A 26,028-nucleotide genomic window follows, 5' to 3' on the forward strand; every position below is an offset into this window, starting at 1 on the left:
AGTGGCTGGATACAAATTATGCTTCTAATTTTGCCGAGTCTTTTAACAGCGATCGCTCCCAAATCCAATCGAGTAAAATCGGATTGACTAACTCCGGCGCTTCATCCTGCGGACAATGCCCCACTCCTTCTAAAGGAATAAACTTTTGTACTTGAGGAAAGTTAGCTAATTCTCTTCCTAACTTAATTGGTTCCCACGGATCAGCCGTTCCCCACAAGATAATTGCCGGACAGGGTAGCAGTGGTAAAAGGTCTTCTGGTAAAGGGCCTGTAGAATAAGAAGTAAAAGCCAGGAACACAGCACCAGCCCCCACATCGCTTGCTGGTGAAGTCAGAATATCAACCAACTCATCTGTCACCATCTCAGGATTCGAGTATGCTTGCAGCAGAATTTTCCGCACTGTTTTCGGTTTGGCGAGTTGATTGAAAAAGAACTCGCCAATTGGTTTGATAGATAACAGACGTTGCAGTAGAGGCGCTCCGTAACGACGAGATAAAGGTAAAGTTACCCGTTTGCGATCGTGCAACAGCCGTAAAGAACAATTGAGCAAAGCAACTCCCAAGGCAATATCTGGATTGCTTACTGCTGCTTGCATGGCTACAATACAGCCAATAGAATTTCCGACTAAAAAAGCTGGCTCGCCGACAACTTCGCGGCAAAAATCTGCTACTTGCTGTCCCCAGGTTTCTAATGTGTAGGCAATTTGTTCGCCAGGTTGAGGTTTTGCGGAAGCGCCAAAACCAATCAAATCAATCGCATAAACACGGCAACTTTCCGCTAATACGGGAATATTTTTCCGCCAGTGCCACCAAGAAGCGCCAAATCCATGCACGAGGACAACAGCTGGCCCAGTGGTTCCTTGGGTTTGATAGCAGATTGGAAAATCCTGCCAAATCCAGGTTTTTGTCGAGGTAAGTGCTGTGTTTGAAGTTGAGGTTGTCATGAGAATTTTGATGAGAACAAGGGTAAAAGCCTTTCGGCAGTAAGACGCAAGTAAAATTGTTTTGAATTTGAAGAAAATTTATCAGATTTTCAAAATAAATCTTTGGCTCTAGTGATAGCCTATACCTATACCACGAAAGCTTCTAGGCTGATAACACTAGCATTAAGCTGATAGTTTTATCTATTTATAGAGAGTTTTCATCTTGTTGATAGAGGTAATTTACTCACAACTTATATTATGTCAGTATTAGAAATCAGAACTTTTGTAATGTGAGTAATATTTTCGCTATTTGGATATGTAAGTGAATTAGCATCAGTGATAGATTCAGTAGTTTCACAATTTACGATAGCCAATATAAGTCTATAAGATTGGCGAATATGAGGCATCGGCTAAGGGGTGGTTTGCAACTGGAAACTGACGCTGAATTTAACAATATTTTTCTTGTTCCTAGTTCTGCGGGCCAGAAATCATGAATCTACTAGAAACAATTGATACTCCCGTTGGGAGCTACGCACCAGATTTTGAACTGCCAGGAATTGATGGTCAAGTACACCATCTCAGGCGTTATCTTGAGAAGTTCCGAGCAGTCGGCGTCATTTCCATGTGTAACCACTGTCCTTATGTAGAGTGGTATCTAGGCAAGCTCAGAAACATTCAAGCCGAATTTGCGCCAAAAGGCTTCACACTAATTGGGATGAATGGTAGTGATGGCGATCGCGAAACTCGGTCAAGCTTTGAAAATATGAAAGCTTTTGCCCTGCGTCACCACTTGAACTTCCCCTACCTGTGGGACTCTACGCAAGATGTGACCCGCAGTTTTGGTGCTACAAAAACACCAATGGCTTTTTTAATAGATACTAATGGTATAGTCCGCTACAAAGGTAGAATTGACAATCATCGCCAAGACCCATCATCGGTGGGAGAGGATTATTTGAGAACTGCGATCGCTTCTCTGTTTAAAGGTCAAGAAATAGACATACCACAAACAGAACCAATAGGTACTACATTGATTTGGCGTAACTAGACATAGATAGTCCCTGTAACTGTTATCTTAAATTGGAGGCAATTGCAACTTTTTTGATAAAGCGGAACTTCATGGGAACGAATTACCGACGGGTTTTACTCAAACTGAGCGGTGAAGCCTTAATGGGCAACATGGGCTATGGCATTGATCCAGAAGTGGTCAAAGGAATAGCACAAGAATTAGCAGAGGTGATAGCCACTGGCACTCAAATCGCCATAGTTGTTGGCGGCGGCAATATTTTTCGTGGCGTCAAAGCAGCGTCGGCGGGGATGGACAGGGCAACCGCTGACTATATCGGGATGATTGCCACGGTAATGAATGCCATGACGCTACAAGATTCTCTGGAACGCATAGGAGTACAGACGCGGGTACAAACTGCGATCGCTATGCAAGAATTAGCAGAACCGTATATCCGTCGTCGTGCCATCCGTCATCTTGAAAAAGGACGGGTGGTAATTTTTGGTGCTGGTTCTGGAAATCCCTTTTTTACTACAGACACCACTGCGGCATTAAGAGCCGCAGAAATTGATGCTGAGGTGATTTTTAAAGCCACCAAAGTAGACGGAGTATATGATGCAGATCCTCATATTTATCCTGAGGCCAAGCGTTACAATAGCCTTACCTACGCACACGTTTTAGCCAAAGATTTGCGGGTGATGGATAGTACTGCGATCGCCTTGTGTAAAGAAAATAATATCCCAATTCTGGTATTTGACCTAACGGTGCGAGGCAACATCCACCGAGCAGTCTTGGGAGAATCCATCGGTACCCTTGTGGGAGGTTCTTGTGAAATTAGCTGAAGCTGAGAGTACGATGCAAAAGACCGTTGAGGCGACTCAACGATCTTTTAACTCAATTCGCACTGGTCGAGCCAATGCGAGTCTATTAGATAAGGTATTGGTGGATTATTACGGTTCGCCCACTTCCTTGAAATCACTGGCAAACATTAGCACGCCGGATGCTACGACGATCTTAATTCAACCCTACGATCGCAGCAGTTTAAATATAGTCGAAAAAGCGATTTCTTTGTCAGATGTCGGTTTAACCCCCAGCAACGACGGTTCCGTGATTCGTTTGAATATTCCGCCCTTGACAAGCGATCGTCGTAAAGAACTCGTCAAAATAGCATCTAAGTATGCTGAAGAGGGTCGTGTTGCTATTCGCAACATCCGCCGCGATGCCATAGACGCCATTCGCAAACAGGAAAAAAACGCCGAAATTCCTGAAGATGAAGCACGAGATCAGCAAGATAAATTGCAAAAACTAACAAACAAGTACACTGCCCGAATAGACGAATTGCTGGCAGAAAAAGAAAAAGACATTACGACTGTTTAAAGTCTAAAGTCTGAAGCATAAAGGCTGAAGGATAATGGATAAATTCTTCAGCCTTTATCATTTCTTAAGTATCTAACAAAAATTGATCAAGTATCTCAATAGAAAATAAACTAATTCAGGAGCAAAAATTCAGCCTTATGTACGACTGTATCATCGTCGGCGCTGGGCCAGCTGGTGGAACAGCGGCATATCATTTAGCCAAACAAGGTCGCTCAGTATTAGTGCTGGAAAAAGAATCCTTGCCAAGATATAAACCTTGTGGCGGTGGTGTATCTCCAGCGATCGCTCAATGGTTTGACTTTGATTTTAGCCCAGCGATTTCTCTGAAAGCCGACTCCCTTCGCTTTACCTGGAAATTGGGCGACCCAGTGGAAGCAAAAATTGCCACTAAAGAACCAGTCTGGATGGTGCGACGAGATATTTTTGACCATTTCCTAGTACAGCAAGGACAGAAGCAAGGGGCTGAACTACGAGATAATACTGAAGTAACGGGTATTGAATTTCAAAGTGACTATTGGCAAGTTAACACAGCCAATGGGCCAGTTACAGGTCGCTACTTAATTGCGGCTGATGGTGCTAAAGGGCCGATGGCAAAATGGCTAGGTTTCAAAGAACGGAAACGTCTCCTCACAGGGGCTTTAGAGGCAGAAATCCCTGGAATTATAGAAAACCAACCCATAATTCATTTTGAGTTTGGCTTGGTAAAAAATGGCTATCTCTGGAACTTTCCCAAAGCTGATGGCTATTCCATCGGTGTCGGGACGTTTATTGGCCGTCAACCCCAGGACTTCAAAAAGATTTTGGATGAGTACGCCAAATCATTGAATGTAGACCTCAAAACCAGCAAACAATATGGTCATCCCCTATGTATTTGGGATGGTAATCAAAAGCTGCACACCCAAAATGCTATTTTGGCTGGGGAAGCTGCTTGTGTGGTTGATCCCATGACAGCAGAAGGCATTCGCCCCTCAATTTTTAGCGGTTTGCTCGCAGCCGCAACCATTAATGAAGCACTTTCTGGTGACACTAACGCTTTAGAAAAATATAGCGAAGCCATTAATGAAGAAGTGGGTACTGAGATGGCTTGGGCGCAAAAGTTAGCTGGAGCGTTTTATCGGTTTTCCAACATTGGCTACAAAGTTGGTGTTAAGCACCCCTCTGCTCCCCAAATCATGGGTAAGATTATGTGTGGAGAACTGCGCTATGGCGATGTTGCCGGTCGTGCTCTCAAGCGTTTAATTTCTGGTTTTGGAGGTTAATTAACCAGACAAGTTGCTTGAGCAACTTGTTAAAAGTAAGCAAACTTCCGCCACTGTATAATAGGGATTTCTAAATATGGCAATATGGCAATTTACTTGATAAAACGGCTGTCTGTGTTAGCTAATATTCTTGCTCTTGTCCTCTTCATGCCGGGAATTGCCTTAGCCGCACCCGTTCAAATCAATACTACTTTTGGTGTTATTTTCGCCCAGACTACCAAAACTGCAAGCTATTCCACCTCATCGGAGATTGACCTGACTCCCTTACAACGCCAAGAAATCCAGGCTGTACGTCAGAGAAGAAACAGAGAAATTGAGGCAGTGTTAAACTCATCCCAACGTGCCCAACTTAATCACAATCTCCGGGCTGGTAATAATCTCAATCAAGCGTTAGAAAAATTGAATTTGCAACTAGAGCAGCAAGAGTTGGTAAAGGCGATCGTGCAATTTACTAACTTGAAAATGAAAGTTATTTCATCTAGGCATTGGCTAAAAATAGGACAGAAGTAAGAGCAAAAGCAATCATTTTGCATAGCGCTTTCTTTTGCTGTGGTTTAGCAAATAGGAAATTTTCATCTACATCATTCTTATACCCTGGCGACTGGAAGTCGCGGCTACACAAACAAAGTCCGCCTTCGCGGACTAATGCTAAAGCATAAATCTCTGGATAGCTAAACTTATGGAAACAGTTGATTAATCGGGACTTCAACTTTTGGAAAAGCGATCAAGGATAACGTTGCATCCTCCTGCAAAATAAATTCAAGATTGTAGCCTTCTAACCCCGGTTCGCGGAAAATATAAACCTGACGCTGATTCACATCCAAAATCCAGTAGTCAGCAATTCCTGCTTTAGCAAAAAGAGACGCTTTTTGTTTACGATCTGTTTCTAGCGTCCGATGATATTCGTTTACAGTCCACAAGCGCACTCTAGTTTGTGTCATTGTATATTTCCTGTGGCTGACTACGCCTACGCACATCATTTTTAGGCGATTATGTCTTACTCTCAACTTTGACAGCATCTATAATTAATCTTGCCCTATTTAGTTCGTTACCATGTCGGAAGAAGATATCCGAGCCGCCAGGCTGGAGAAAGTAGAACAACTCAAGCAGCTAGGGACTAACCCTTATGCCTATCGTTGGGAATCTACCCATCATGCAGCGCAGTTGCAAGAAAAGTTTGCCGATTTAGTCAGTGGTGAAGAAGTTGGTTTAGAAGTTGCCATAGCCGGACGCATTATGGCACGTCGCGTTTTCGGTAAATTAGCTTTCTTCACCTTGCAAGATGAAACCGGCACAATTCAGCTTTATCTAGATAAAAATCGCATCCAAGAAGGTATGGCAGATATTGATGCCGATGCTTTCAATCACTTAAAGCAACTTACGGATGCAGGCGACATTCTAGGAGCCAAAGGTACTATTAAACGGACTGAAAAGGGCGAGTTATCTGTCTACGTTAAACAATATACTATCCTCACTAAATCCCTGTTGCCCCTACCCGACAAGTGGCATGGATTAACGGATGTTGCCAAGCGTTACCGTCAGCGCTATGTTGACTTGATTGTTAACCCAGAAGTGCGGCAAACTTTCCGCCGTCGCGCTCAAATTACTGCTGGTATTCGCCGCTATTTAGAACAGCGGGATTTTCTGGAAATTGAAACACCGGTTTTGCAAAGTGAAACTGGGGGTGCAGATGCACGTCCATTTATTACTTATCACAACACTTTAGAAATGGAGTTGTATCTGCGAATTGCCACCGAACTCCATCTCAAGCGGTTGATTGTGGGTGGTTTTGAAAAGGTGTTTGAATTAGGGCGGGTTTTCCGCAATGAGGGAATTTCGACTCGACACAATCCCGAATTTACGACGATTGAAGTTTACCAAGCCTACGCCGACTACAACGATATGATGGCGTTGACTGAAGGGATTATTACAACTGTCGCCCAAGACGTACTTGGCACATTAGAAATCACCTACCAAGGGGAACCGATAAATTTAACACCACCTTGGCGACGGGTGACAATGCATGATTTAGTTAAAGAATTTACGGGCTTGGATTTTAATTCGTTCCAAAATTTGGAAGATGCCAAAACAGCAAGTAAAAATGCTGGTATTCCTGGTATCGATGAAGCCCAATCAATTGGTAAGTTACTGAATTTGGCATTTGAAGAGAAAGTAGAGGCCAATTTAATTCAACCTACCTTTGTAATTGATTATCCTGTAGAAATTTCGCCTCTAGCAAAACCTCACCGTTCTGTGCCTGGTTTAGTAGAACGATTTGAGTTATTTATAGTCGGGCGAGAAACTGGGAATAGCTTCTCAGAACTTACCGATCCTATTGATCAAAGAGAACGTTTTGAGGTACAAGCGGCGCGGAAAGCTGCTGGTGACTTAGAAGCCCAAGGTGTAGATGAAGACTTTCTCACCGCTTTGGAATATGGGATGCCGCCTACTGGTGGTTTAGGGATTGGGATCGATCGCTTGGTGATGTTATTAACTGATTGTGCCAGTATTCGGGATGCGATCGCCTTCCCCTTACTCAAGCCAGAAAAATTAGAATCATCCCCAGATTAAGTCTGGGGATTGGGGACTGGGTATTGCTTCTCATGTCCCTAATCCCCCAATTCCTACACCACTACTTTTTCTAGGATCAGCTTAGAACGCTTCACTTGATCAGGAATTGCCACGGGATAATCTCCGGTGAAGCAGGCAGAACAGAAACTATTGGTGTCTTCTCGTGTCGCTTCTAGCATTCCCTCCCAACTAAGATATGCAAGGCTATCTACTTCGAGTTGCTTGGCAATTTCCGCTACTGACTTGGTAGCAGCAATGAGTTGATCCTGAGAATCGGTATCGATGCCATAGAAGCAGGGATGAGTTACAGGCGGAGAAGAAATTCGCATGTGTACCTCTATTGCACCTGCTTCACGCAAGGTTTTGACTAGTTTACGGCTGGTAGTACCGCGAACAATCGAGTCATCTACAATAATTACTCGTTTCCCTGCCAGCACATCTTTGAGGGGGTTGAGTTTCATCCGCAGACCCGATTCGCGCATGGTTTGGGTTGGTTGAATGAAGGTTCGCCCAACATAGCGATTTTTAATTAGTCCTTCGCCGTAAGCGACACCAGACGCTTGGGAAAATCCAATAGCAGCAGGTATACCAGAATCAGGAACACCAAAGACAATATCGGCATCTACAACAGATTCTTTAGCTAATTGGTGTCCTAACCGCATTCGATAGCTATATAAACTCTCGTTGTGCATAACGCTATCAGGGCGGGCAAAGTAAATCATCTCAAAGATGCACAATTTCCGCTCGGACTTTTGACTCCAATGATAAGAAGCCAAACCTTCTTCAGTAATCCAAACTAATTCACCTGGTTCTACATCTCGCAGGTATTCGGCTCCAATGATGTCTAAACCACAAGTCTCGGAAGCCAAAACGTAACGGACTGGATTACCAGCTAAAGTCCCGATTACAAGGGGGCGAATGCCATTAGGGTCACGGACACCCATAACACCGACGGGAGTGCCAATAACTAAACTAAAGGCTCCTTGGCAACGGTGAAATGCCTTAATTGCACCTTCTAGCCAATCAGCGCCCGCATCTATGGCTTCTGCGATCGCAAAAGCGATCATTTCTGAGTCTGTTGTTGTGACTAAGTTACATTTATTTTCAAGCAACTCTTGACGTAGTTGCACTGTATTGACTAAATTACCATTGTGTGCGAGAGCTAATGAACCCAAACGGGTTTCTAGTACTGCGGGTTGGGCATTAACTTTGCGGCTAGAACCTGTGGTGGAATAGCGAGTGTGACCAACAGCAAGACTACCGGGCAATTGATCCAAGACAGATTCATTGAAAACTTGAGACACCAAGCCCATGTCTTTGTGGAGATGTACCTTTGTACCCTCAAAGGTGGCAATACCAGCTGATTCTTGACCCCGATGCTGGAGGGCATACAATCCAAAGTAGGTCAGTTTAGCAACGTTTTCTCCTGGGGCGTAGATCCCAAAAACACCACAAGCTTCTTCTGGCTTGTCAGACTGATTTTCATGACTATTGATTTGGTTGTTGGTCTGGTCGGGGTATTCATCCGAAGTGACAGAATGAATAGAAATCATGCTAGCTTTGCTCCTGGTGGGGGGGTCAAGTCACTGGGATTATATAAATGGTTGCGGAGTTCTTAACAAATCTTTAACCATCCATTAAAACAGTACCGTAATTATGCTCAGAGACGCTAATAAAAGAGTAAGGAGTTATGCTTTTTATTCCTAACTCCTCACTATTTTTAACTAGGGGTAGTGGTGTGGATGGCGATACGTCTGGCGATCGCATGGGAATAGCGATCGTTCATATCTTCGATACTAACTTTGATTAAGGTTTGGTTATCAGTGGTGAAAACCCCCAAACCCGCCTCAAAATTACCAACTGTGCCCAGTTTTTGCCAATCTTTACCCAGATGTTCCTGTAAGTATGATTCCCAAATTTCTTGTTGTGCTGATGCTACAGAAACTAAAATTCTGGCACCACCTTCGGCAAACAGCACTTTATCCAAGCGGTTTAATTGCGTTGGTGCTATTTCTAAATTGATTTCAGCACCAAGGTTTGCAGCAATACAACATTCGGCTAATGCGATCGCTACTCCTCCCTCAGCAGAATCGTGGGCTGAACGTACCCAACCATTACGAATTCCTTCACGACAAACTTTCTGCACACGGCGTTCCAAGTCAAAATTTACCCGTGGCGGTTTTCCGGCAACAGTATCGTGGATAGTGGCTAAGTATTCAGATGCTCCCAAACTGATTTGGGATGTCAGAGGTAATCCGAGAAGATAAATCACATCGCCGGATGTTTGCCAACCTTGACCACAAATTTTGGTGATATCGGGAATTAAGCCCACCATACCCACAACAGGAGTGGGATAAATGGGTTGTGGGATGCCTTCAGAATCAAGAGTTTCATTGTACAAAGAAACATTTCCGCCCGTGACTGGTGTTGCTAATTCTCGGCAACCTTCCGCCAAACCGCGACAAGCTTCTGCCAATTGCCAGTAACCAATGGGTTTTTCTGGAGAGCCAAAATTTAGGTTATCTGTCACCGCTAGAGGTTCTGCACCCACACAGCTAAGATTGCGGGCTGCTTCTGCCACTACTGCCTTCGCTCCTTCATAAGGGTCAAGATAAACATAACGAGGATTGCAATCTACCGTCGCCGCCACCCCTAATTTGGAATTTGGAATTTGGGATTTTAGATTGGGGATTTCTTCAAGGGGGCGCAAACGGATAACAGCTGCATCTGCACCACCTGGCAGTGTTACCGTATTATTTTGTACTTGATGGTCATACTGACGATATACCCAATTTTTAGAAGCGATCGTGGGTGTATCAAGCAAAGTTAAGAGAATATCATTCCAACTTTGCAGTCCTCCTTGAAGTTCTATTCCAGCAGTTGTGGAAGGAGGTAAGGAATCAGCAGTCCATTCCCAAGCTTGACGCGCATATTCTGGTGCTTCTGCCAACAACTCCCGGTTATACAGTGGTGTATTCTCCGCCAAAGCCTCAGCAGGAATTTCTGCTGCTACTTCACCCTGAAAGAGAATCCGCACAATGGGTTCAGCGATGACTGTCCCTGCGACAACAGCTTGAAGTCCCCAGCGGTGGAAAATATCGATTAATTCCTGCTCACGCCCTTGATGAGCAACAAACAGCATTCGTTCTTGAGATTCCGAAAGCAGATATTCATAAGGAACCATCCCCGTTTCTCTGACAGGAATCTTATCTAAATCTAGTTCAATTCCCACACCGCCTTTTGCTGCCATCTCTGAGGTAGAACAAGTGATCCCCGCCGCTCCCATATCTTGGGCGGCGACAACTGCACCCGTCTTAAACGCCTCCAGACAAGCTTCAATTAACGACTTTTCCAAAAAAGGATCGCCCACTTGCACAGCAGGGCGATCGTCTATGGATTGATCGCTCAATTCTGCACTAGCAAAACTTGCGCCTCCCATACCATCGCGCCCAGTGGTGGAACCAACATACAGCACGGGGTTGCCTAAGCCAGATGCTCCAGATTTGACGATTTCTGAGGTTTCCATCAACCCCAGTGCCATAACGTTCACCAGAGGATTACCAGAGTAAGCAGAGTCAAAGTAAACTTCACCGCCAACGGTGGGTACTCCCACACAGTTACCATAATGAGAGATTCCTGCCACCACACCGCTAAATAGCCGTTGGGTTTTGGCATCTTCTAAGGAACCAAAGCGCAGCGAGTTTAATAGGGCAATGGGACGCGCACCCATTGTAAAAATATCTCTGAGAATACCTCCGACTCCCGTTGCAGCTCCCTGAAAGGGTTCGACCGCTGAGGGATGGTTGTGAGATTCAATCTTAAAAGCTAGTTGGAGTCCATCACCCAAGTCTACAACACCAGCATTTTCACCAGGCCCCACCAGGATTCGGGGGCCCTCGGTGGGAAATTGTTTGAGTAGAGGTCGAGAATTTTTATAACAGCAATGCTCTGACCACATCACGCCAAACATTCCCAGTTCAGCTTTGTTGGGATGACGGCCTAGCCGACGGACAATTTCTGCGTATTCTTCTGGTTTAAGACCTTCAGCAGCAATTTCTTGGGGGGAAAAGGCTGGTTTTGAGGTTGCAGTCATGGAAGTAATGCACTCTGGGGGACAGAGCATTATTCTATCGATTTACTTGCCCTGTAAGTGCAGTTCCATGAATGCAGATAGTTCTTCTTTGGATATTTCTTTCTGAACTACTCGAATCACCAAGTTGTAAGCTTGCTCTTGGGATAAGTTCAAACTGTAGCCGTTTAAGGTTATGAAGGTATCCATGACCGCAAATGCAGTGCGTTTGTTGCCATCAATAAACGGATGGTTCATCGCTAAATGGTATAGGTATGCTGCTGCTTGCTCGTGAATTGTAGGATGGAGAAGTTCGCCGCCAAAAGTAGCTTGAGGTTGTGCCAATGCTGAATCTAGCAAACCTTCGTCTCTGACACCAGATGTTCCACCAAAGCTGTTTATCTCATCTTGGTGAATGTCTAGGACTTGAGAAATAGAAAGAAATCTAGGAGTCTGCAAGGCGACGGTAAACCTCCTGCCATTTCTGTTTAGAAGCTAAATAAGCCTGCCATACCTCTTCATCTGAGGCAATCTGATTTGAGGCAGTATTTTCTAACTTGTCTTCATTTTGTTCAATCTCGCGGAAAGATTGGGCAAAATCAGGAATATTTAATAATACTTTTTCAGTAACTTCGTTTTCTTCTGTTTCTTGCAAGTAAGCCAGAAACGCAACTGCTAATCGCAACTTTTCAGTAGAAAGTTGACGCAAACGGCTTTCGGCTTCTGATAAATAAGTGCTGTGTTTTTGTTCTGTTGCCATCGTTACCCCAAGCTAGGTATGTTGCAAGACATTGTGAATCAGTTCTGCTGCTAACTCTAGCTTATCGCGATGAGTGAGGGCTTCCAGGTCAACAATAATCGAAGCTTTTATACACGGATATCTGTCTTACACCAAATGGTTTAGTCTTTAAAGATAACTTGATTTTGTAATCTCAGTGAAATTTCTAGCTCTTGAACTTGCATAAATCTGCTGTCAATCAGAGATTATTCGGGTATATGCAGTTTAGATGTAACAATCAAGTGACGAGAATCACACATATCGATGATTCGGATCGTCTCTTTGCGATCGCTAACTAAGCATAATTAATGACAACTGAACTCTAGCCGAGTCATTAATAGGGAACACACTTAAATTGCCGACAGCCTTAATCAAGGACTGTCGGTTTTTTGTATTTGTCATTTGTCATTTGTCATTTGTCATTTGTCATTTGTCATTGGTCATTTGTCATTTGTCATTGGTCATTGGTCATTTGTCATTGGTCATTAGTAAAATGCCCCATGCCCCATGCCCAATGCCCCATGCCCCATGCCCCATGCCCATATCCATATCCATATCCATATCCATATCCATAAAATTTCCCCACAACTGGTTCGTAACTTGACAGAGATTTTGCCACAGCCACTACCAAATGTGGGGAAGGTATGATCAAATTGGGGATCTTATGCCAATCGAGTGCTAATATCTTGCACTCACTCTAGTAGACCGGAAGTATATTCCTAGAACCAGCACACACTTTGTATTAAGACATCGCTTGAATGATGTAATCAAAGTAGGGTGCTGCTTGAGCAGCGTCTTCGGCACTCAGTAAGCTAAGGGAGGCTGTTTTGAGGCAATTGATCGCTGTTACCATTCCAGGCACGGGAACGCCCAATGAATTGTACATTTCCCGTACACCAATCAAACCGATTTTTTCAATTGGCTCTTTATCACCGGCAAGCACACCATAGGTAATTAGGCGTAAGTACCAGCCAAAATCACGGATACATAGAGAGCGTTGGCGTTCTCCGTAAGCATTGCCACCAGGGGAGATAAACTCAGGACGGTTCTGCCAAAGTTGTTTGGTTGCTTCCTGAACTATCTTTTTTTCATTTTCGGCTAAGGTAGCCGCAATCCGCGTCCGTTGTACGCCGGTTTGCAAAAATTCTTTGATATTTTTAAGTTCGCCACTGCTGGGATAACGCAGTTCGTCGTCGGCTTTGAGAATAACTTGGCTAATTACAGTCATGATGATTGAAATCACCTGAAATATTATCTGTTAGTTTAGCGAGTTGGAGGTACACAAGTGAAGGGATCGGAGCTAGTTATGTATTGAATTTATCTATTTAGGGGTGTGGGGACTGAAGAAGGGAATAGGTAACAGGTTACAGGGTAAAGATTATTCCCTATCACCTGTCACCTGATCCCAATGACTAATGACCAATGACCAATTACAAATGACTAATGACAAAAATAATTTGGCAACAGGGTGAATTAATTGAAGTTACGATCGCTAACCTGAGTGATACAGGCGATGGTGTGGGACGCGCTGATGAGCGTGTTGTGTTTGTCCCAGATACCGTACCAGGCGATCGCGCCATTGTCCGTTTAGTACATGTTAAACCCAAATACGGCCACGGGAAGCTCCAACAGCTATTAGAACCATCCCCACATCGGATTAGACCTAGCTGTATTGTGGCGGATAAGTGCGGTGGTTGCCAGTGGCAGCATATTAGTTATGATTACCAGCTAGTAGCCAAGCAAAATCAAGTTATCCAAGCAATAGAGCGCATTGGCGGTTTTGTTCAACCACCTGTAGATCCAGTACTTGCTGCCCCTTCTGCTTTGGGCTACCGTAACAAATCTACATATCCTCTAGGCACATCGGCAACAGGACAGGTACAGGCTGGTTACTATCAAAAAGGTAGTCACCAATTAATTAACTTAAATCAATGTCCAGTCCAAGACGCGCGATTAAATCCCTTACTTGCCGAAGTTAAGCAGGATATTCAACAACGGGGTTGGCAAATTTATGACGAACAGCGTCACCAAGGAAAAATTCGCCATCTCAGTTTACGCATTGGCCGACACACTGGGGAAATGTTGCTGACTTTGGTGGTGAAAGACTGGAATTTATCAGGAATTGAAACCCAAGCCCAGGAATGGTTAAAGCGTTATCCGCAGTTAGTAGGAGTGTCACTCAATCGCAATGGCGATCGCACAAATGCTATCTTTGGATTAGAAACCCGTTGCATTGCTGGAGTCCCCCACCTGCGTGAAAATTTTGCTGGACTGGAATTTCAAGTACGCCCAGACACATTTTTCCAAGTGTATACAGAAACAGCAGAGGCACTATTGCAGGTAATTCAATCAGAACTCAATCTTCAAGGGCATGAGTTGCTAGTTGATGCCTACTGTGGTATTGGGACTTTAACTTTACCCCTCACCAAAAAAGTCCGTATTGCTACAGGATTAGAAGTGCAATCAGCAGCAGTAGAACAAGCTATTTTGAATGCCCACCACAACGGAATTGATAATGTGACATTCCAAGTCGGAGCAGTAGAGAAATTGCTTCCAAAAATGGGCACAATACCAGAAGTAGTAATACTCGATCCGCCACGTAAAGGGTGCGATCGCGCTGTCATCGACACTTTACGGCAATTGAAACCATCTCGGATCGTTTACGTCAGCTGTAAAGTAGCCACCCTCGCCCGCGACCTGAAATTACTTTGTCAAGACGGGCTATATACTATCACACGGGTGCAACCTGCCGATTTTTTTCCTCAAACGGCTCACGTTGAAGCTGCTGCCTTTCTTGTGTTATCAGATTTAGACCAGGGTAGTAATTCCTTTAAAAAAACTGAAATTTGAAATTTTTAGTTTAGTGCATACCAAAGATGCTAGAATTGAATTAATCTAAAAATAAAAATTCATTTTGTTTAAATAAATTCAAGTTGCATAGGTTCTTAAAAAATATGAAGTGGATTGTCTAAATGAAAAATCGGCAACTAGCTAGAGTATACAAATGCTCTTTAAACTTAACAGCATCTTTTTAATTTGCTGACTTCATTATCAAAGTTATTCCAGCCGCCATATATCTGAAGAATCCCAACTCATACTATAGAGCCAATGCTCCCTAGCATTTTCAAAATTTAGTTTTAAAGACGCAAGTTTGAAGGCAGCATGACCACCTCAAGTTTTATCAGGGTGCCTGTAATAGCAAACTGATGTCTAGCTAACTGAAAGCTATGGGGTTTCTCTTGTGATTACTATTTCACTCCGTCCAGTTGGACGTTATTGGGGCACTATTAGTTTTGCCTCAACCCTCTACCTTTGTCCCATATTAGATTTATTGCTGGCAGAAATTCCAGCAAAATTACAAGCAGAACTGCGGTTAGGACTTCAAGAAGCCCTAGTAAATGCAGCTAAACACGGAAATAATCTTGATCCAAGTAAAACAGTTGTAGTTCGTTTTTCCTTAATAGATAATCAATATTGGTGGATAATATCAGACCAGGGTAGTGGCTTTACTCCCTCATCTACAAGTAATGAAGAACCAACAGACTATCTTCCACCAGATGAGTCAGAAAATGGTCGTGGTTTATGTCTTCTGCATCAAATTTTTGATCAGGTAGAGTGGAACCGCAAAGGCACAGAATTGAGGCTTTGTAAACAAATGGAAAATCGCCGCGGATTATCTCTGCGACGGTAAGGTATTTAGGAGTTAGGAGTTAGGAGTTAGGAGTTAAGAATTTAAAACTTTTAACTCCTAACTTTTAGCTTTTTCCGTGAGTTGGACAGGGAGGCGCAGAAATAGAGCGATCTAACCAGCCAATTGCTTGTTCTAATCTAGCTTGAGCTTCTTGTGGCTGATTCTTTAAAAGATACACAATAGCTGCTGCCACTTGTTCATTAGCGCGGGAATTGCGGTTAGACTTGAGGCGATGCCAATCGTTAGGGGAAATACTCAGTCTTTCCATCAGGGCTTGAGCTAGTTCCAGAGTAGTAAGTTCATTCAGTTGACTGGTTTGAGACAGCTGGGTAGATTGGGACATAATTATGAGTGCTGAGTGCTGAGTATTGAGTGCTGAGTCAAGAACTCATAGTTTTAATTTTGACTATTGGCAGACTCGCCTTTAATCTTAGTTTACTACTTGTACATGAAGCCGTCTAAACAATCACAACCGCCAGGGGAAACTCCAGAACCAGATTTTGAACAAGAACTAGAGGAAGTAGAGCGATCGCTCCTATCCTTAAAAAAACGTTACGATCAAGTGCAGCGCGATCGCCAACAACAGGCACAATGGCAACAGCGTCGCGATCAATTAAAGCACAATAAATCTCAGACACCAGAAATAAAAGCAGAGTTACGGCAAATTCAACAGCAGTTGGAAAGGCTAGAACTAAACTTAGAAAGCCAGTTATTTTCTTGGCGTAGCCTCAAAAAACCTTTCTGGCAAGTCGTCCGCTTTGGTGGAATGGGCGTTATCATAGGCTGGATATTAAAGTCTTATGTTGGGTAAATATGGCAAATCGACGGATTGCAGAAATATTGCGAAGTGGCCAACCTGATGAATCCCTCCAAGTGCAAGGCTGGGTGCGGACGAAACGCGAATCTAAAGGGTTTGCTTTTATTGAAGTCAATGACGGCTCATCACTAGCTAATTTGCAAGTCGTCATCAATCAGGATTTGCCAGATTACGAAGCTATCTTGAAAAAATTGAATACGGGTGCGGCTGTGGAAGCGACAGGGGTACTAGTGGCTTCCCTTGGTAAAGGACAACGGATTGAGTTGAAAGCCAAGACAGTGAAAGTTTACGGCGAAGCTGATCCCGATACATATCCCCTGCAAAAGAAACGCCATTCCTTTGAGTTTCTGCGAACCATTGGACATTTGCGATCGCGGACTAATTCTTTTGGTGCAGTTTTCCGCGTCAGAAATGCTTGTTCAGCAGCAATTCACCAATTCTTCCAAGAAAGAGGCTTTTTGTGGGTACATACACCCATCATTACTGCTAGCGATTGCGAAGGCGCTGGTGAACTGTTTAGCGTTACCAGTTTAGATTTAAAGAATATTCCCCGCACAGAAAATCAAGCAGTAGATTACAGCCAAGACTTTTTTGCTAAACCCACATATTTAACAGTTAGCGGCCAGTTGGAAGCGGAAGTGATGGCGATGGCGTTTTCTAACGTCTACACCTTTGGCCCTACCTTCCGTGCAGAAAATTCCAACACCTCGCGCCACCTCGCAGAATTTTGGATGGTTGAGCCAGAAATGGCTTTTTGTGACTTAGAAGGAGATATGGATTTAGCTGAGGCGTTTCTCAAACACATTTTTAAATATGTATTGGAAACTTGCCCAGAAGATATGGAATTTTTCAATGAACGCATTGATAAATCTGTGTTGACAACAGCCGAAAATATTATTAATAATCAGTTTGAACGGTTAACTTACACAGAAGCCATCAAACTCTTAGAAAAAGCTGATGTTAAATTTGAATATCCAGTGAGTTGGGGTTTAGATTTACAATCAGAACACGAACGCTATCTCGCTGAACAGCAGTTTAAAAAGCCAGTAATTGTTACAGATTACCCAGCGCAAATCAAAGCATTTTATATGCGCTTGAATGACGATGAAAAAACCGTCCGGGCAATGGATATTCTCGCACCAAAAATTGGCGAAATTGTCGGTGGTTCCCAGCGCGAAGAACGCCTAGAAGTTTTAGAACGCCGTGTATTAGCGCAAGGATTAAACCCAGAAGACTTGTGGTGGTATCTGGATTTGCGTCGTTATGGTACTGTTCCTCATGCGGGTTTTGGGTTGGGTTTTGAACGACTCGTGCAATTTATGACTGGTATGGGAAATATTCGTGATGTGATTCCGTTTCCGCGTACACCGCAAAGTGCTGAGTTTTAGTTTGAGAATTTGAAACTCAGGTGATTAAAAATCGCGCCTACACAAACCAAGTGCGTCTGCGCGGATTAATGAAAACTTTGAAACCCGCGAATGCGGGTTTTGTTTGTATAGGCACGTGTTTTCTAAAGCGATTAATTAAAATTAAGATTTTTGAATCTCCTCTTGCAAAACTTGAACTTGCTCAATAGATAATTCAGTAACTTGAGCAATTTGTTCTAAACTCATTCCAATTCGCAGCAAATTTAAAGCCAATTTTCTTGTTGTTTCTGCTTTACCTTCTGCTTTACCTTCTGCTTTGCCTTTAGCTTCGCCTTCTTCTAGGATTTCTTGATAAATGACTGATTCGCGCATAATCTCACTCCTGAAAATTTTCTTAATTACATCCTTCTTTAACACCAGACCTGCTAAAATGCCACTGGCAGCAGCTATATTTCTTTGTAGCTGGCGATCGCTAATTGCTTCAACTGCTTTGGCTACTTGGGTTAATACCATTGTAGGATCGTTTGTCTGACTTAGCACGGCAAAGGGTAATAGACCTGGAATACTCATAAACCTGTCTGTTGGTTGTTCCCACAGGCGTATTACCTCAAACTGATGGTAAGTGTTGTTTAATCTAAAAGTGTTTTCCCTGACTAATTCTGAACTTGTCTTTCTCAAATAGATTACTATTTGACGCATTTGTTTGTTAGGAAAGCGGCGATAAACCCTAACTCGATAATCTAACATCCGAAAGGGAATATCTTCGTCAGGGTCGGTTTGAAATTCGGTATGCAGAACTAAGTCATCTGATTGTAATAGTATTAGCGAGTCAGCACGAATCGGTTCGTTTGATAATTCTGTGGGGCTTAGTTCTGTTAATTTAATTGGTGAACCTAGTAACCATGTTGCTAAGTCATCTTTGAAGTTTTCAGCAATGAATTTGCAAATGTTGTCATACATAGTGATTACAATCGAACTACTAAATTACAAAAACCTAATTACCAAGTAATTCTTGTCTACGTCGTTCCTGTTCCTGTTGCTGAACCCTTGCACGTGCTTCCCGATATTCTTCTACTGCTTTTTCAGAGTCATTATTTAGTGACTGTATCAATTGGCTTGCTTCATCGTCATCCCCTAAAAGAGAAATCACTTCTCTTCTTTGTGGTTTATCAAGTTTAATAAACCATTCGATAAAAGCTTTTAAAATTGTCTCTTGTGAACCTGATACTTCGTCATGAGCTACAACACAAGAAGGGCAAACATATGGTAAGTAGTGTGATCTTGAATACCAATCAGACCTATATTTACTATTTGTGTAGTTAGAAATCATTCTGCTCATGTTGCATACGTCACTAGAGGGATTATTAGAAATAATACAGTCTAACAACTGCCTCTTGTAAGCATAAGGACTAAAGGTGCTTGCTAGTTGTCCAACAGCTACAGAACCAGGATAACCTGGCAGTATTTCTCCTGTTGAAGCGAGTTCAGTAAATTTATCCAAAATTAAGGAGTAATGATATCGAGAGTAGATACATTCTTCTAAATCACTATTAAACCACTGAGCGACATTTAATAACATTTGTTGATAGTATTTTTTAGAAGACACATCCTTCTGACAACTTTCAGTCACCTCAGCTAGTGTCTTCATATTAACCTGTGCATCACTTCTCATTGGCGTTAAAAACAAAGCCGAGCTAGTCACAAATAAAGCAATTAAACCTTTGACTGTGAATTTTATCATTGATTTCCCTCTCTAATTACTTGTTCTAATTCATCGGAAGATTTAGGCATGGTATATGTAGTTTCCCAAGGTTTAGCAGCATTAACTACATTATTATTTGCACGTTGTATATTTTCTGGTTTCTTCCTTGTAACTTTTCCTTTAGTAGATAATTGTCGTTTCTTTGGAACTGTCACAATTGTTGTTTGTGATTTTTTTCGCAAAGCTTGTTTAGCATTTTCAGCTTGTATGGTTGCTTGTCTTTTTTGTTTCTCTCGCAGTGCAGCTTGTTCTTTCAGTTGTGCCAATATAGCAGCCTCAAGTTCTCTTTTCTCTGTCTCAGCTTCTCGTTCTTTCTCTGCTTCTTTAGCTGCTCTTTCTTTTCTAATAGCTGATTGTCTCTCCTGTTCAGCTTTCAAAGCAGCTTGACGTTTTTGTTTTTCTATTTCTTCCCTTCTCGCTTTTTCAGCTTCCACGTCTTCAGATGAAACTACATTTACCGGACTTGGTTTAATTTGTGGTTTAGCTGGAGTAGATTTAGAAATGGGAATAACTGGTGATGAATTAGAAATACTAGGACTAATAGGTGTTGTGTCTACATTTTTAAAAACATCTTGATTATTATTTTGATTTAATACATAAATAATAGAAGGAGCTAAAAATAAACCAATCATTAATGTCCACCAGTTAAAACTTTTTTGAGTTTGTTTAGCCGTTGTTGTGACTGGTTTACCTGGACTAACTGCAACAGTCCCAGAAACACTATTCTTAGATTGACTCTTTGTAGTGTTTTTGAAAATATGAATTTGATTTAATCCTTGTTCAATGTCCTTTAATTTCTGTAAAATAACTCCGGTATTTTCAGGACGCTGATTTGCAGTATAAGCCATCAAATGGTCGATTAAGTCTGCTAAAAAAGGAGAAATGTTAACTGCATAGTTTCGCCAATGCAACTCATTAGTCAGAGGATCATAAATAGCTTTATCCTGGGGTTCTTTACCTGTGAGCAGAAAAATAAAAGTCCGTCCCAATGCAAAAAAGTCTGACTGCTGTACCGAATAACCGTTTTGTTGCTCTGGCGGTGAATAGCCTTGTGAAAAAATTCTGGTATGGGAATTTCCCGCCACAATGGTTGTCGTGACTTGTCGAACTGCACCAAAATCAATTAAGACAAGCTGCCCACTTGGTCGCAGCATGATATTCTGAGGCTTAATATCACGGTGAAAATATTGATGAGCGTGTACTAAAGCGAGAATTTCTACAAGTTGTTTTAGCCAATTGAGAGCTTGAGCTTCAGAAAGACGTTGATAATTACGAAATTCCATCCACTGCTCTAAATTTACGCCTTCAATTTTCTCCATTGCTAAACAGTGCATTGGTACAGAGCTATTTTTAGGTAAAACAGTAAAATAACCATCTGGTTCTACCTTGGGAATACCCGCACTGTTTAGCTGACTTAAAACCTTTGCTTCCTGCTGAAACAGTTCAATAGCTTTGGGATTATTCTCAGTCAGCACTTTTAAAACTTTAGTTTTCCCACACTCGTCAACTTCAAAAGTATTACCAAAGCCACCTTGTCCTAGTTGTTTGATTACCCGATAGCGACCTTGCAACAATATTTCTGACCCACAATTACGGCAAATAAGGTTGTTTGCATTCACTGGGTCAACAGGTTTTGGACAATTGGGATTTATACAATAGGTCATTACACAGAAGTAAATATCCTAAAGAATCTATTTTTATTGATATTTAAACAGAGGGTTAAACCTATAAGGTTCTATTAATAGAGTTCCCTAAAACTTTGAGTAAGTAACATATATAGCACTTGTAACTTCAGTATTAAATCTCATACACAATAAATTAGGGTTACAACAATTGTTGTAACCCTACAGATTGGCTATATTCAATTTGCTCGAAAATTACTATAGAATAACAATTAACCTCATAACTGCCGAATTATGAGCAATTATTCACATTTACTACATCTAGATTAATGGTTTGCAAAGGTAAATACTTTCTTGCTTGCCTGCGTGGGATAAGTGACGCTAGTGTTAAAAGAATTGTGCAAAGTAAAACCTTCGTCCCAGAAGTCGAGTAGGAAGCTAGAATGGCAATTCCAAATAAACAAGTAAAATCTAATACTGATATTTTAGATAATAGACGCACCCAAACTCGCATCCAGGTTCGTATTCCTAAAGACTTGCATGAGGAACCAGTCATTTCACGACTGGTTTCTCACTACGGTATCACAGTCATTATTGCTGATGCTCAGGTAAGCGCAAACGTGCCACAATATAGCTGCTTCGATCTGGAACTACGGGGCACTGTTTCCCAGATTGAAAGTGCCTTGACTTACCTGGATGAACTGGATTTAGAAGTTTTGCACCAATCCAGCCCTGAAGAAGATGGTTGGTAAATTGAGTGCTGAGTCCTGAGTTACGAGTGCTGAGTCAAAAACACTCAGCACTCAGCACTCAGCACTCGTTACTGATTTTAGGCCATTTGATTTTCAATCGCCCACCGCGCTAGTTCAGTGCGGTTGTGGAGATTGGTTTTGCCCAACATATTGGACACATGGCTTTCAACCGTGCGCTGACTAACATTGAGTTCTTCAGCAATTTCACGGTTAGCTAAACCCCTAGCAACAAACTGAACTACTTTTAGTTCAGTTGGGGTTAACTGTACATCGAAGGGAACCTGGATACGGGAGCCGTTTTCGCCTCCTTTTGCTTGGTGTTCTTTCCAACGGATAGTTTGTTTCAGCGAGGATTCAACTTGGGCTACGAGTTCTTCTGGCTCAAAGGGCTTGACCATATAAACATCAGCACCTTTATTCAGACCCTTAACTCGGTCTGCACTTTGTCCCTTAGCTGAAAGGAAAAGAACCGGAATCCAGCTGGTGCGTTCGTTTTGCCGGACTTGTTCCACAAAAGTATATCCGTCCATTTCCGGCATCATCACATCGCAGATGATCATGTCTGGAACATCTTGCTCTAAAATTTCCAGAGCTTCACGTCCATTTTCAGCGGTGATGACTTCATATCCCCGGAATTCCAAGTAATCCTTCACCAGCAAGATGAGGTTAGGGTCATCATCAATCAATAGAAGTCGTTTGTGATCTTTCATGCTGGGCTCTTTCATAGCAGTGGCACTTGTCGCGCTTCGGTCCATCAAAGTCTTGAATATTTATCCTCTATGGTGGGTTATTCGAGATGTTGTCCTTTTTCCTACTTAACTTGCCTTTGCTGTCTCGAAGTCTTAAAAATGCCGAGCACTTTCAATAGACTAGTAGCTAGATAGCAAAAGTCCAGCAAGGATACGTATAGCAGTAGTATCTATAATGCGCTATTATATATCGCTTTGAAAGGGGCGGGGTAAAAAACACTGATTAAATAATAATCTTTCGGACTCACAAGTAAGTACTGGCTTAAAGATGACCCTACCTCAAAACCAACCCGCACTTTCTTAAAGCTTACTGCTATACCATATCTTTTGGTTGTTAAGCCTCTATGAGGTGTTCACAAGAAACTAGGGAAGTTTCTGGCAAAGGATGGGTTGAAAACGCATATTTTTCAAACGCCATTATGCCTATTTAGTGTTCTCGGATGATCCACAGGGTAACTTCCGGGTTTGCTTGGCGATACCAGACACCATCAGGGTAAACCACCATTATGGGTCTAGAACAAGAAACACGCAAGCAGTTGGCTTTATTTTTATAGACACAAATGGGATAACTTTCTTGCGGCTCATCAAGTTTTAACTCTTTAAGTCGCTTTTTTTAAGTAATCCCAGAATTCCAGACTAGCTCGTTTTGAGCAGCAATTGTCTGGTCAGCGCAGATAAAAATTTGCCGGTGAATTTTTGCAAGTCCTAAACTTTCTACACAATTACTCAGGGTTTTATGTTCCAGAGACTTAGTAGTTTTGGGGATTTGATGGCTGGACTGGATCACTGTCACTGTATTGTTACTCATTGAGCGGCTCCCTGATTACAGTTCTATAACAATTTGCAAGCTTTGCAAATAAAGTTGACTGGGGAGTGGTGAACAGGGAATGGGGAGTGGGGAATGGGGAAGAATTCTCATAACTCTTAACTCCCTACTCCTAACTCCCTACTCCCTACTCCCTACTCTCTTCGTAACTTACAGAACAAAACCTGAAAGGTAGAAATAATTAAGCATTTATACTTAAGTGCATCTATGACTCTCTAGTTCGGGAACCCGTACTCAAGGCATTCTTGCCATTGGACGCCACTTTTCGGTAAATTAGCACTCAGGAGTTGAGAGTGCTAAACTCTGGAGAAAATAAATTATGGCTGCTTTATCTCTAAGCGTTTCTACAGTTAAACCTTTAGGCGATCGCGTTTTCGTAAAAGTGAGCGCCTCTGAGGAAAAGACCGCAGGTGGTCTGTATTTGCCCGATACCGCCAAGGAAAAACCCCAGGTAGGGGAAGTAGTGGCCCTTGGCCCTGGCAAGCGTAATGACGATGGAAACCGTCAGGAATTGGAAATTAAAGTCGGCGATAAGGTGCTGTACTCTAAGTACGCCGGCACTGACATCAAGCTCGGCACTGAAGAATATGTACTGCTTTCTGAAAAAGATATTTTAGCAGTTGTTATCTAGTGGGGAGTGGGGAATAGGGAATATGGAATAGGGAACAGGGAATGTCAAAAACAAAGATAATGCCCGATGCCCAATACCCAATACCCAATACCCAATACCCAATTCAAGAAAAAATTGACTTACTCCCGGAATTTTAGACATTTATGGCAAAGCGCATTATCTACAACGAAAACGCCCGTCGCGCCTTGGAACGAGGCATTGACATCCTGGCTGAGGCTGTAGCTGTTACCCTTGGCCCCAAAGGTCGTAACGTAGTTCTAGAAAAGAAGTTTGGCGCACCGCAAATTGTCAATGACGGTGTAACGATCGCCAAAGAAATCGAATTAGAAGACCACATTGAAAACACTGGTGTAGCTTTGATTCGTCAAGCTGCTTCTAAGACTAATGATGCTGCGGGCGATGGCACCACAACTGCTACCGTTTTAGCTCATGCGATCGTCAAAGAAGGCTTGCGGAACGTTGCAGCCGGTGCTAACGCAATTTCCCTGAAGCGTGGTATTGACAAAGCTACTGCCTTTTTGGTAGACAAAATCAAAGAACACGCCCGTCCAGTGGAAGATTCCAAAGCCATTGCCCAAGTTGGTGCGATCTCGGCTGGTAATGACGAAGAAGTTGGTCAGATGATTGCCCAAGCAATGGACAAGGTGGGCAAGGAAGGCGTAATTTCCCTAGAAGAAGGGAAATCTATGTTCACCGAGTTGGAAATCACTGAAGGGATGCGCTTTGACAAAGGCTATATCTCTCCTTATTTCGCTACTGACCCTGAGCGGATGGAAGCGGTTTTTGATGAGCCTTTCATACTGCTGACCGATAAGAAAATCGCTTTGGTACAAGACCTTGTGCCAGTATTAGAGCAAGTGGCTCGTGCTGGTCGTCCTTTGGTGATTATCGCCGAAGATATTGAAAAAGAAGCTTTGGCAACCTTGGTAGTAAACCGTTTGCGCGGTGTACTCAACGTGGCTGCTGTTAAGGCTCCTGGCTTTGGCGATCGCCGCAAAGCACTACTAGAAGACATCGCTGTTTTAACTGGTGGTCAACTAATCACCGAAGATGCTGGTCTGAAGCTAGATAACACCAAGCTGGATAGCCTGGGTAAAGCTCGCCGGATCACCATTACCAAAGACAGCACCACAATTGTTGCCGAAGGTAACGAAGCTGCTGTTAAGGCTCGTGTAGAACAGATTCGTCGTCAAATCGATGAAACCGAATCTTCTTACGATAAAGAGAAATTACAAGAGCGTCTTGCTAAACTCTCTGGTGGTGTTGCTGTAGTGAAAGTGGGTGCAGCAACCGAAACCGAAATGAAAGACAAGAAGTTGCGCCTAGAAGACGCTATCAATGCCACCAAAGCTGCTGTGGAAGAAGGTATCGTTCCTGGTGGTGGTACAACTCTGGCTCACCTTGCTCCTGAATTGGAAGTTTGGGCAAAGAGCAATCTTAAAGATGAAGAGTTGATTGGTGCGTTGATTGTCGTTCGCGCCTTACCTGCACCTCTGAAGCGGATTGCTGAAAACGCCGGTCAGAATGGTGCTGTAATCGCTGAACGCGTGAAAGAGAAAGAATTCAACGTTGGCTACAATGCTGCAACAAACGAATTCGTCGATTTGTTAGAGGCTGGTATTGTTGACCCTGCGAAAGTGACTCGTTCTGCTCTGCAAAACGCTGCTTCTATCGCTGGCATGGTGTTGACAACCGAATGTATCATAGTTGACAAGCCTGAGCCTAAGGATGGCGCTCCTGCTGGCGCTGGTGCTGGCGGCGGTGACTTCGATTACTAATACTTTGTAATCCTCTGTTTGTAAAAATAGCTGCTTCCCTTGTGGAGGCGGCTA

At 42.9% G+C, this 26,028-nt stretch carries 27 protein-coding genes; 13 read left to right on the top strand and 14 right to left on the bottom strand.

Translation table 11 applies throughout. From position 1 onward, the window contains the following. Positions 1 to 16 precede the first annotated feature (16 nt). Positions 17 to 943 (bottom strand): alpha/beta fold hydrolase, encoded by a 927-nt coding sequence (locus HUN01_RS21190; protein ID WP_181927856.1) that lies wholly within the window; start codon positions 941 to 943, stop codon positions 17 to 19. 469 nt (positions 944 to 1,412) lie between these two features. Here HUN01_RS21190 and HUN01_RS21195 point away from each other — a divergent pair, with 469 nt between their 5' ends. The 5 genes from HUN01_RS21195 (at position 1,413) to HUN01_RS21215 (ending at position 5,071) form a co-directional block, all read left to right on the top strand. After that, a complete protein-coding gene (locus HUN01_RS21195; protein ID WP_181927857.1) occupies positions 1,413 to 1,967 on the top strand; it encodes a thioredoxin family protein in 555 nt (184 codons plus the stop codon). Between the two features lie 71 nt (positions 1,968 to 2,038). Further along, positions 2,039 to 2,767 (top strand): UMP kinase, encoded by a 729-nt coding sequence (gene pyrH, locus HUN01_RS21200; protein ID WP_181927858.1) that lies wholly within the window; start codon positions 2,039 to 2,041, stop codon positions 2,765 to 2,767. Then, positions 2,754 to 3,302 (top strand): ribosome recycling factor, encoded by a 549-nt coding sequence (gene frr, locus HUN01_RS21205; RefSeq protein ID WP_069074278.1) that lies wholly within the window; start codon positions 2,754 to 2,756, stop codon positions 3,300 to 3,302. Before pyrH ends, frr begins: the two co-directional genes overlap by 14 nt. Before the next feature lie 137 nt (positions 3,303 to 3,439). After that, entirely contained in the window at positions 3,440 to 4,561 is a 1,122-nt protein-coding gene (locus tag HUN01_RS21210) for a geranylgeranyl reductase family protein (protein ID WP_181927859.1), read from the top strand. 84 nt (positions 4,562 to 4,645) lie between these two features. Next, entirely contained in the window at positions 4,646 to 5,071 is a 426-nt protein-coding gene (locus tag HUN01_RS21215) for a hypothetical protein (RefSeq protein WP_181927860.1), read from the top strand. Positions 5,072 to 5,238: 167 nt separating this feature from the next. On the opposite strand, the gene HUN01_RS21220 is transcribed toward HUN01_RS21215, so the two are convergent. Continuing rightward, positions 5,239 to 5,502 carry a Uma2 family endonuclease gene (locus HUN01_RS21220; RefSeq protein WP_238845520.1) on the bottom strand — a complete coding sequence of 88 codons (264 nt, stop codon included), beginning with the start codon at positions 5,500 to 5,502 and terminating at the stop codon, positions 5,239 to 5,241. Positions 5,503 to 5,614: 112 nt separating this feature from the next. On the opposite strand from HUN01_RS21220, the gene lysS reads away from it, so the two are divergent. Beyond that, positions 5,615 to 7,132: a lysine--tRNA ligase gene (lysS, locus tag HUN01_RS21225; RefSeq protein WP_181927862.1), complete on the top strand. Its 1,518-nt coding sequence runs from the start codon at positions 5,615 to 5,617 to the stop codon at positions 7,130 to 7,132. A 53-nt stretch (positions 7,133 to 7,185) separates the two neighbouring features. Here lysS and purF read toward each other — a convergent pair whose 3' ends face one another. The 6 genes from purF to HUN01_RS21255 form a co-directional block, all read right to left on the bottom strand. Further along, positions 7,186 to 8,685 (bottom strand): amidophosphoribosyltransferase, encoded by a 1,500-nt coding sequence (gene purF / locus HUN01_RS21230; RefSeq protein WP_181927863.1) that lies wholly within the window; start codon positions 8,683 to 8,685, stop codon positions 7,186 to 7,188. 167 nt (positions 8,686 to 8,852) lie between these two features. After that, positions 8,853 to 11,225 carry a phosphoribosylformylglycinamidine synthase subunit PurL gene (purL, locus tag HUN01_RS21235; RefSeq protein WP_181927864.1) on the bottom strand — a complete coding sequence of 791 codons (2,373 nt, stop codon included), beginning with the start codon at positions 11,223 to 11,225 and terminating at the stop codon, positions 8,853 to 8,855. A 42-nt stretch (positions 11,226 to 11,267) separates the two neighbouring features. After that, on the bottom strand, positions 11,268 to 11,660 hold the full coding sequence (locus HUN01_RS21240; RefSeq protein WP_181927865.1) for a type II toxin-antitoxin system death-on-curing family toxin: 393 nt from the start codon (positions 11,658 to 11,660) through the stop codon (positions 11,268 to 11,270). Next, complete coding sequence (locus HUN01_RS21245; protein ID WP_181927866.1) at positions 11,647 to 11,961, bottom strand: hypothetical protein; 315 nt, start codon at positions 11,959 to 11,961, stop codon at positions 11,647 to 11,649. Before HUN01_RS21245 ends, HUN01_RS21240 begins: the two co-directional genes overlap by 14 nt. A 493-nt stretch (positions 11,962 to 12,454) precedes the next feature. Beyond that, positions 12,455 to 12,631, bottom strand: coding sequence for a hypothetical protein (locus HUN01_RS21250; protein ID WP_181932954.1), 177 nt, complete (start codon positions 12,629 to 12,631; stop codon positions 12,455 to 12,457). Between the two features lie 90 nt (positions 12,632 to 12,721). Beyond that, positions 12,722 to 13,207, bottom strand: a complete 486-nt coding sequence (locus tag HUN01_RS21255; protein WP_181927867.1) for an allophycocyanin subunit alpha-B — start codon at positions 13,205 to 13,207, stop codon at positions 12,722 to 12,724. 215 nt (positions 13,208 to 13,422) lie between these two features. On the opposite strand from HUN01_RS21255, the gene rlmD reads away from it, so the two are divergent. Then, positions 13,423 to 14,829 carry a 23S rRNA (uracil(1939)-C(5))-methyltransferase RlmD gene (gene rlmD, locus HUN01_RS21260; RefSeq protein ID WP_181927868.1) on the top strand — a complete coding sequence of 469 codons (1,407 nt, stop codon included), beginning with the start codon at positions 13,423 to 13,425 and terminating at the stop codon, positions 14,827 to 14,829. A gap of 391 nt (positions 14,830 to 15,220) precedes the next feature. Then, complete coding sequence (locus tag HUN01_RS21265; RefSeq protein ID WP_181927869.1) at positions 15,221 to 15,670, top strand: ATP-binding protein; 450 nt, start codon at positions 15,221 to 15,223, stop codon at positions 15,668 to 15,670. 64 nt (positions 15,671 to 15,734) lie between these two features. Here HUN01_RS21265 and HUN01_RS21270 read toward each other — a convergent pair whose 3' ends face one another. Further along, the gene (locus HUN01_RS21270) at positions 15,735 to 16,013 is read right to left on the bottom strand and encodes a DUF6439 family protein (protein ID WP_181927870.1); all 279 of its coding nucleotides are present in this window, start codon (positions 16,011 to 16,013) and stop codon (positions 15,735 to 15,737) included. A 105-nt stretch (positions 16,014 to 16,118) separates the two neighbouring features. On the opposite strand from HUN01_RS21270, the gene HUN01_RS21275 reads away from it, so the two are divergent. Together HUN01_RS21275 and asnS are read left to right on the top strand one after the other, a co-directional pair. Beyond that, the gene (locus HUN01_RS21275; RefSeq protein ID WP_181927871.1) at positions 16,119 to 16,481 is read left to right on the top strand and encodes a sll0565 family protein; all 363 of its coding nucleotides are present in this window, start codon (positions 16,119 to 16,121) and stop codon (positions 16,479 to 16,481) included. Positions 16,482 to 16,483: 2 nt separating this feature from the next. Next, positions 16,484 to 17,875, top strand: coding sequence for an asparagine--tRNA ligase (gene asnS / locus HUN01_RS21280; protein ID WP_181927872.1), 1,392 nt, complete (start codon positions 16,484 to 16,486; stop codon positions 17,873 to 17,875). A 141-nt stretch (positions 17,876 to 18,016) separates the two neighbouring features. Here asnS and HUN01_RS21285 read toward each other — a convergent pair whose 3' ends face one another. Genes HUN01_RS21285 through HUN01_RS21295 form a run of 3 tightly spaced genes read right to left on the bottom strand, consistent with a single transcriptional unit; the run spans position 18,017 to position 21,280 of the window. Beyond that, entirely contained in the window at positions 18,017 to 18,814 is a 798-nt protein-coding gene (locus HUN01_RS21285) for an Rpn family recombination-promoting nuclease/putative transposase (protein WP_181927873.1), read from the bottom strand. A 34-nt stretch (positions 18,815 to 18,848) separates the two neighbouring features. Then, the gene (locus HUN01_RS21290) at positions 18,849 to 19,595 is read right to left on the bottom strand and encodes a hypothetical protein (RefSeq protein WP_181927874.1); all 747 of its coding nucleotides are present in this window, start codon (positions 19,593 to 19,595) and stop codon (positions 18,849 to 18,851) included. After that, on the bottom strand, positions 19,592 to 21,280 hold the full coding sequence (locus HUN01_RS21295) for a serine/threonine protein kinase (RefSeq protein WP_181927875.1): 1,689 nt from the start codon (positions 21,278 to 21,280) through the stop codon (positions 19,592 to 19,594). Before HUN01_RS21295 ends, HUN01_RS21290 begins: the two co-directional genes overlap by 4 nt. 401 nt (positions 21,281 to 21,681) lie before the next feature. Here HUN01_RS21295 and HUN01_RS21300 point away from each other — a divergent pair, with 401 nt between their 5' ends. Beyond that, on the top strand, positions 21,682 to 21,990 hold the full coding sequence (locus HUN01_RS21300; RefSeq protein WP_181927876.1) for an NIL domain-containing protein: 309 nt from the start codon (positions 21,682 to 21,684) through the stop codon (positions 21,988 to 21,990). A 77-nt stretch (positions 21,991 to 22,067) separates the two neighbouring features. On the opposite strand, the gene HUN01_RS21305 is transcribed toward HUN01_RS21300, so the two are convergent. Then, positions 22,068 to 22,745, bottom strand: a complete 678-nt coding sequence (locus HUN01_RS21305; protein WP_012407592.1) for a response regulator transcription factor — start codon at positions 22,743 to 22,745, stop codon at positions 22,068 to 22,070. Positions 22,746 to 23,352: 607 nt separating this feature from the next. Next, a complete protein-coding gene (locus HUN01_RS35555; protein WP_238845524.1) occupies positions 23,353 to 23,547 on the bottom strand; it encodes a hypothetical protein in 195 nt (64 codons plus the stop codon). A gap of 337 nt (positions 23,548 to 23,884) precedes the next feature. Here HUN01_RS35555 and groES point away from each other — a divergent pair, with 337 nt between their 5' ends. Further along, positions 23,885 to 24,196, top strand: coding sequence for a co-chaperone GroES (groES, locus tag HUN01_RS21315; RefSeq protein WP_094348596.1), 312 nt, complete (start codon positions 23,885 to 23,887; stop codon positions 24,194 to 24,196). Between the two features lie 143 nt (positions 24,197 to 24,339). Beyond that, positions 24,340 to 25,974, top strand: a complete 1,635-nt coding sequence (groL, locus tag HUN01_RS21320; RefSeq protein ID WP_099099977.1) for a chaperonin GroEL — start codon at positions 24,340 to 24,342, stop codon at positions 25,972 to 25,974. Positions 25,975 to 26,028: the final 54 nt, after the last annotated feature.

Origin of the sequence: Nostoc edaphicum CCNP1411 (assembly GCF_014023275.1) — a bacterium.
In the GTDB taxonomy this organism is placed as follows: domain Bacteria; phylum Cyanobacteriota; class Cyanobacteriia; order Cyanobacteriales; family Nostocaceae; genus Nostoc; species Nostoc edaphicum_A.

What these genes read in the sequence shown, in the direction of transcription:
- HUN01_RS21190 (WP_181927856.1), bottom strand. Translation starts at nt 943, where the DNA reads ATGACAACCTCAACTTCAAACACAGCACTTACCTCGACAAAAACCTGG.
- HUN01_RS21195 (WP_181927857.1), top strand. Translation starts at nt 1,413, where the DNA reads ATGAATCTACTAGAAACAATTGATACTCCCGTTGGGAGCTACGCACCA.
- pyrH (WP_181927858.1), top strand. Translation starts at nt 2,039, where the DNA reads ATGGGAACGAATTACCGACGGGTTTTACTCAAACTGAGCGGTGAAGCC.
- HUN01_RS21210 (WP_181927859.1), top strand. Translation starts at nt 3,440, where the DNA reads ATGTACGACTGTATCATCGTCGGCGCTGGGCCAGCTGGTGGAACAGCG.
- HUN01_RS21215 (WP_181927860.1), top strand. Translation starts at nt 4,646, where the DNA reads ATGGCAATTTACTTGATAAAACGGCTGTCTGTGTTAGCTAATATTCTT.
- HUN01_RS21220 (WP_238845520.1), bottom strand. Translation starts at nt 5,502, where the DNA reads ATGACACAAACTAGAGTGCGCTTGTGGACTGTAAACGAATATCATCGG.
- lysS (WP_181927862.1), top strand. Translation starts at nt 5,615, where the DNA reads ATGTCGGAAGAAGATATCCGAGCCGCCAGGCTGGAGAAAGTAGAACAA.
- purF (WP_181927863.1), bottom strand. Translation starts at nt 8,685, where the DNA reads ATGATTTCTATTCATTCTGTCACTTCGGATGAATACCCCGACCAGACC.
- purL (WP_181927864.1), bottom strand. Translation starts at nt 11,225, where the DNA reads ATGACTGCAACCTCAAAACCAGCCTTTTCCCCCCAAGAAATTGCTGCT.
- HUN01_RS21245 (WP_181927866.1), bottom strand. Translation starts at nt 11,961, where the DNA reads ATGGCAACAGAACAAAAACACAGCACTTATTTATCAGAAGCCGAAAGC.
- HUN01_RS21255 (WP_181927867.1), bottom strand. Translation starts at nt 13,207, where the DNA reads ATGACTGTAATTAGCCAAGTTATTCTCAAAGCCGACGACGAACTGCGT.
- rlmD (WP_181927868.1), top strand. Translation starts at nt 13,423, where the DNA reads ATGACAAAAATAATTTGGCAACAGGGTGAATTAATTGAAGTTACGATC.
- HUN01_RS21270 (WP_181927870.1), bottom strand. Translation starts at nt 16,013, where the DNA reads ATGTCCCAATCTACCCAGCTGTCTCAAACCAGTCAACTGAATGAACTT.
- HUN01_RS21275 (WP_181927871.1), top strand. Translation starts at nt 16,119, where the DNA reads ATGAAGCCGTCTAAACAATCACAACCGCCAGGGGAAACTCCAGAACCA.
- asnS (WP_181927872.1), top strand. Translation starts at nt 16,484, where the DNA reads ATGGCAAATCGACGGATTGCAGAAATATTGCGAAGTGGCCAACCTGAT.
- HUN01_RS21285 (WP_181927873.1), bottom strand. Translation starts at nt 18,814, where the DNA reads ATGTATGACAACATTTGCAAATTCATTGCTGAAAACTTCAAAGATGAC.
- HUN01_RS21290 (WP_181927874.1), bottom strand. Translation starts at nt 19,595, where the DNA reads ATGATAAAATTCACAGTCAAAGGTTTAATTGCTTTATTTGTGACTAGC.
- HUN01_RS21295 (WP_181927875.1), bottom strand. Translation starts at nt 21,280, where the DNA reads ATGACCTATTGTATAAATCCCAATTGTCCAAAACCTGTTGACCCAGTG.
- HUN01_RS21300 (WP_181927876.1), top strand. Translation starts at nt 21,682, where the DNA reads ATGGCAATTCCAAATAAACAAGTAAAATCTAATACTGATATTTTAGAT.
- HUN01_RS21305 (WP_012407592.1), bottom strand. Translation starts at nt 22,745, where the DNA reads ATGGACCGAAGCGCGACAAGTGCCACTGCTATGAAAGAGCCCAGCATG.
- HUN01_RS35555 (WP_238845524.1), bottom strand. Translation starts at nt 23,547, where the DNA reads ATGAGTAACAATACAGTGACAGTGATCCAGTCCAGCCATCAAATCCCC.
- groES (WP_094348596.1), top strand. Translation starts at nt 23,885, where the DNA reads ATGGCTGCTTTATCTCTAAGCGTTTCTACAGTTAAACCTTTAGGCGAT.
- groL (WP_099099977.1), top strand. Translation starts at nt 24,340, where the DNA reads ATGGCAAAGCGCATTATCTACAACGAAAACGCCCGTCGCGCCTTGGAA.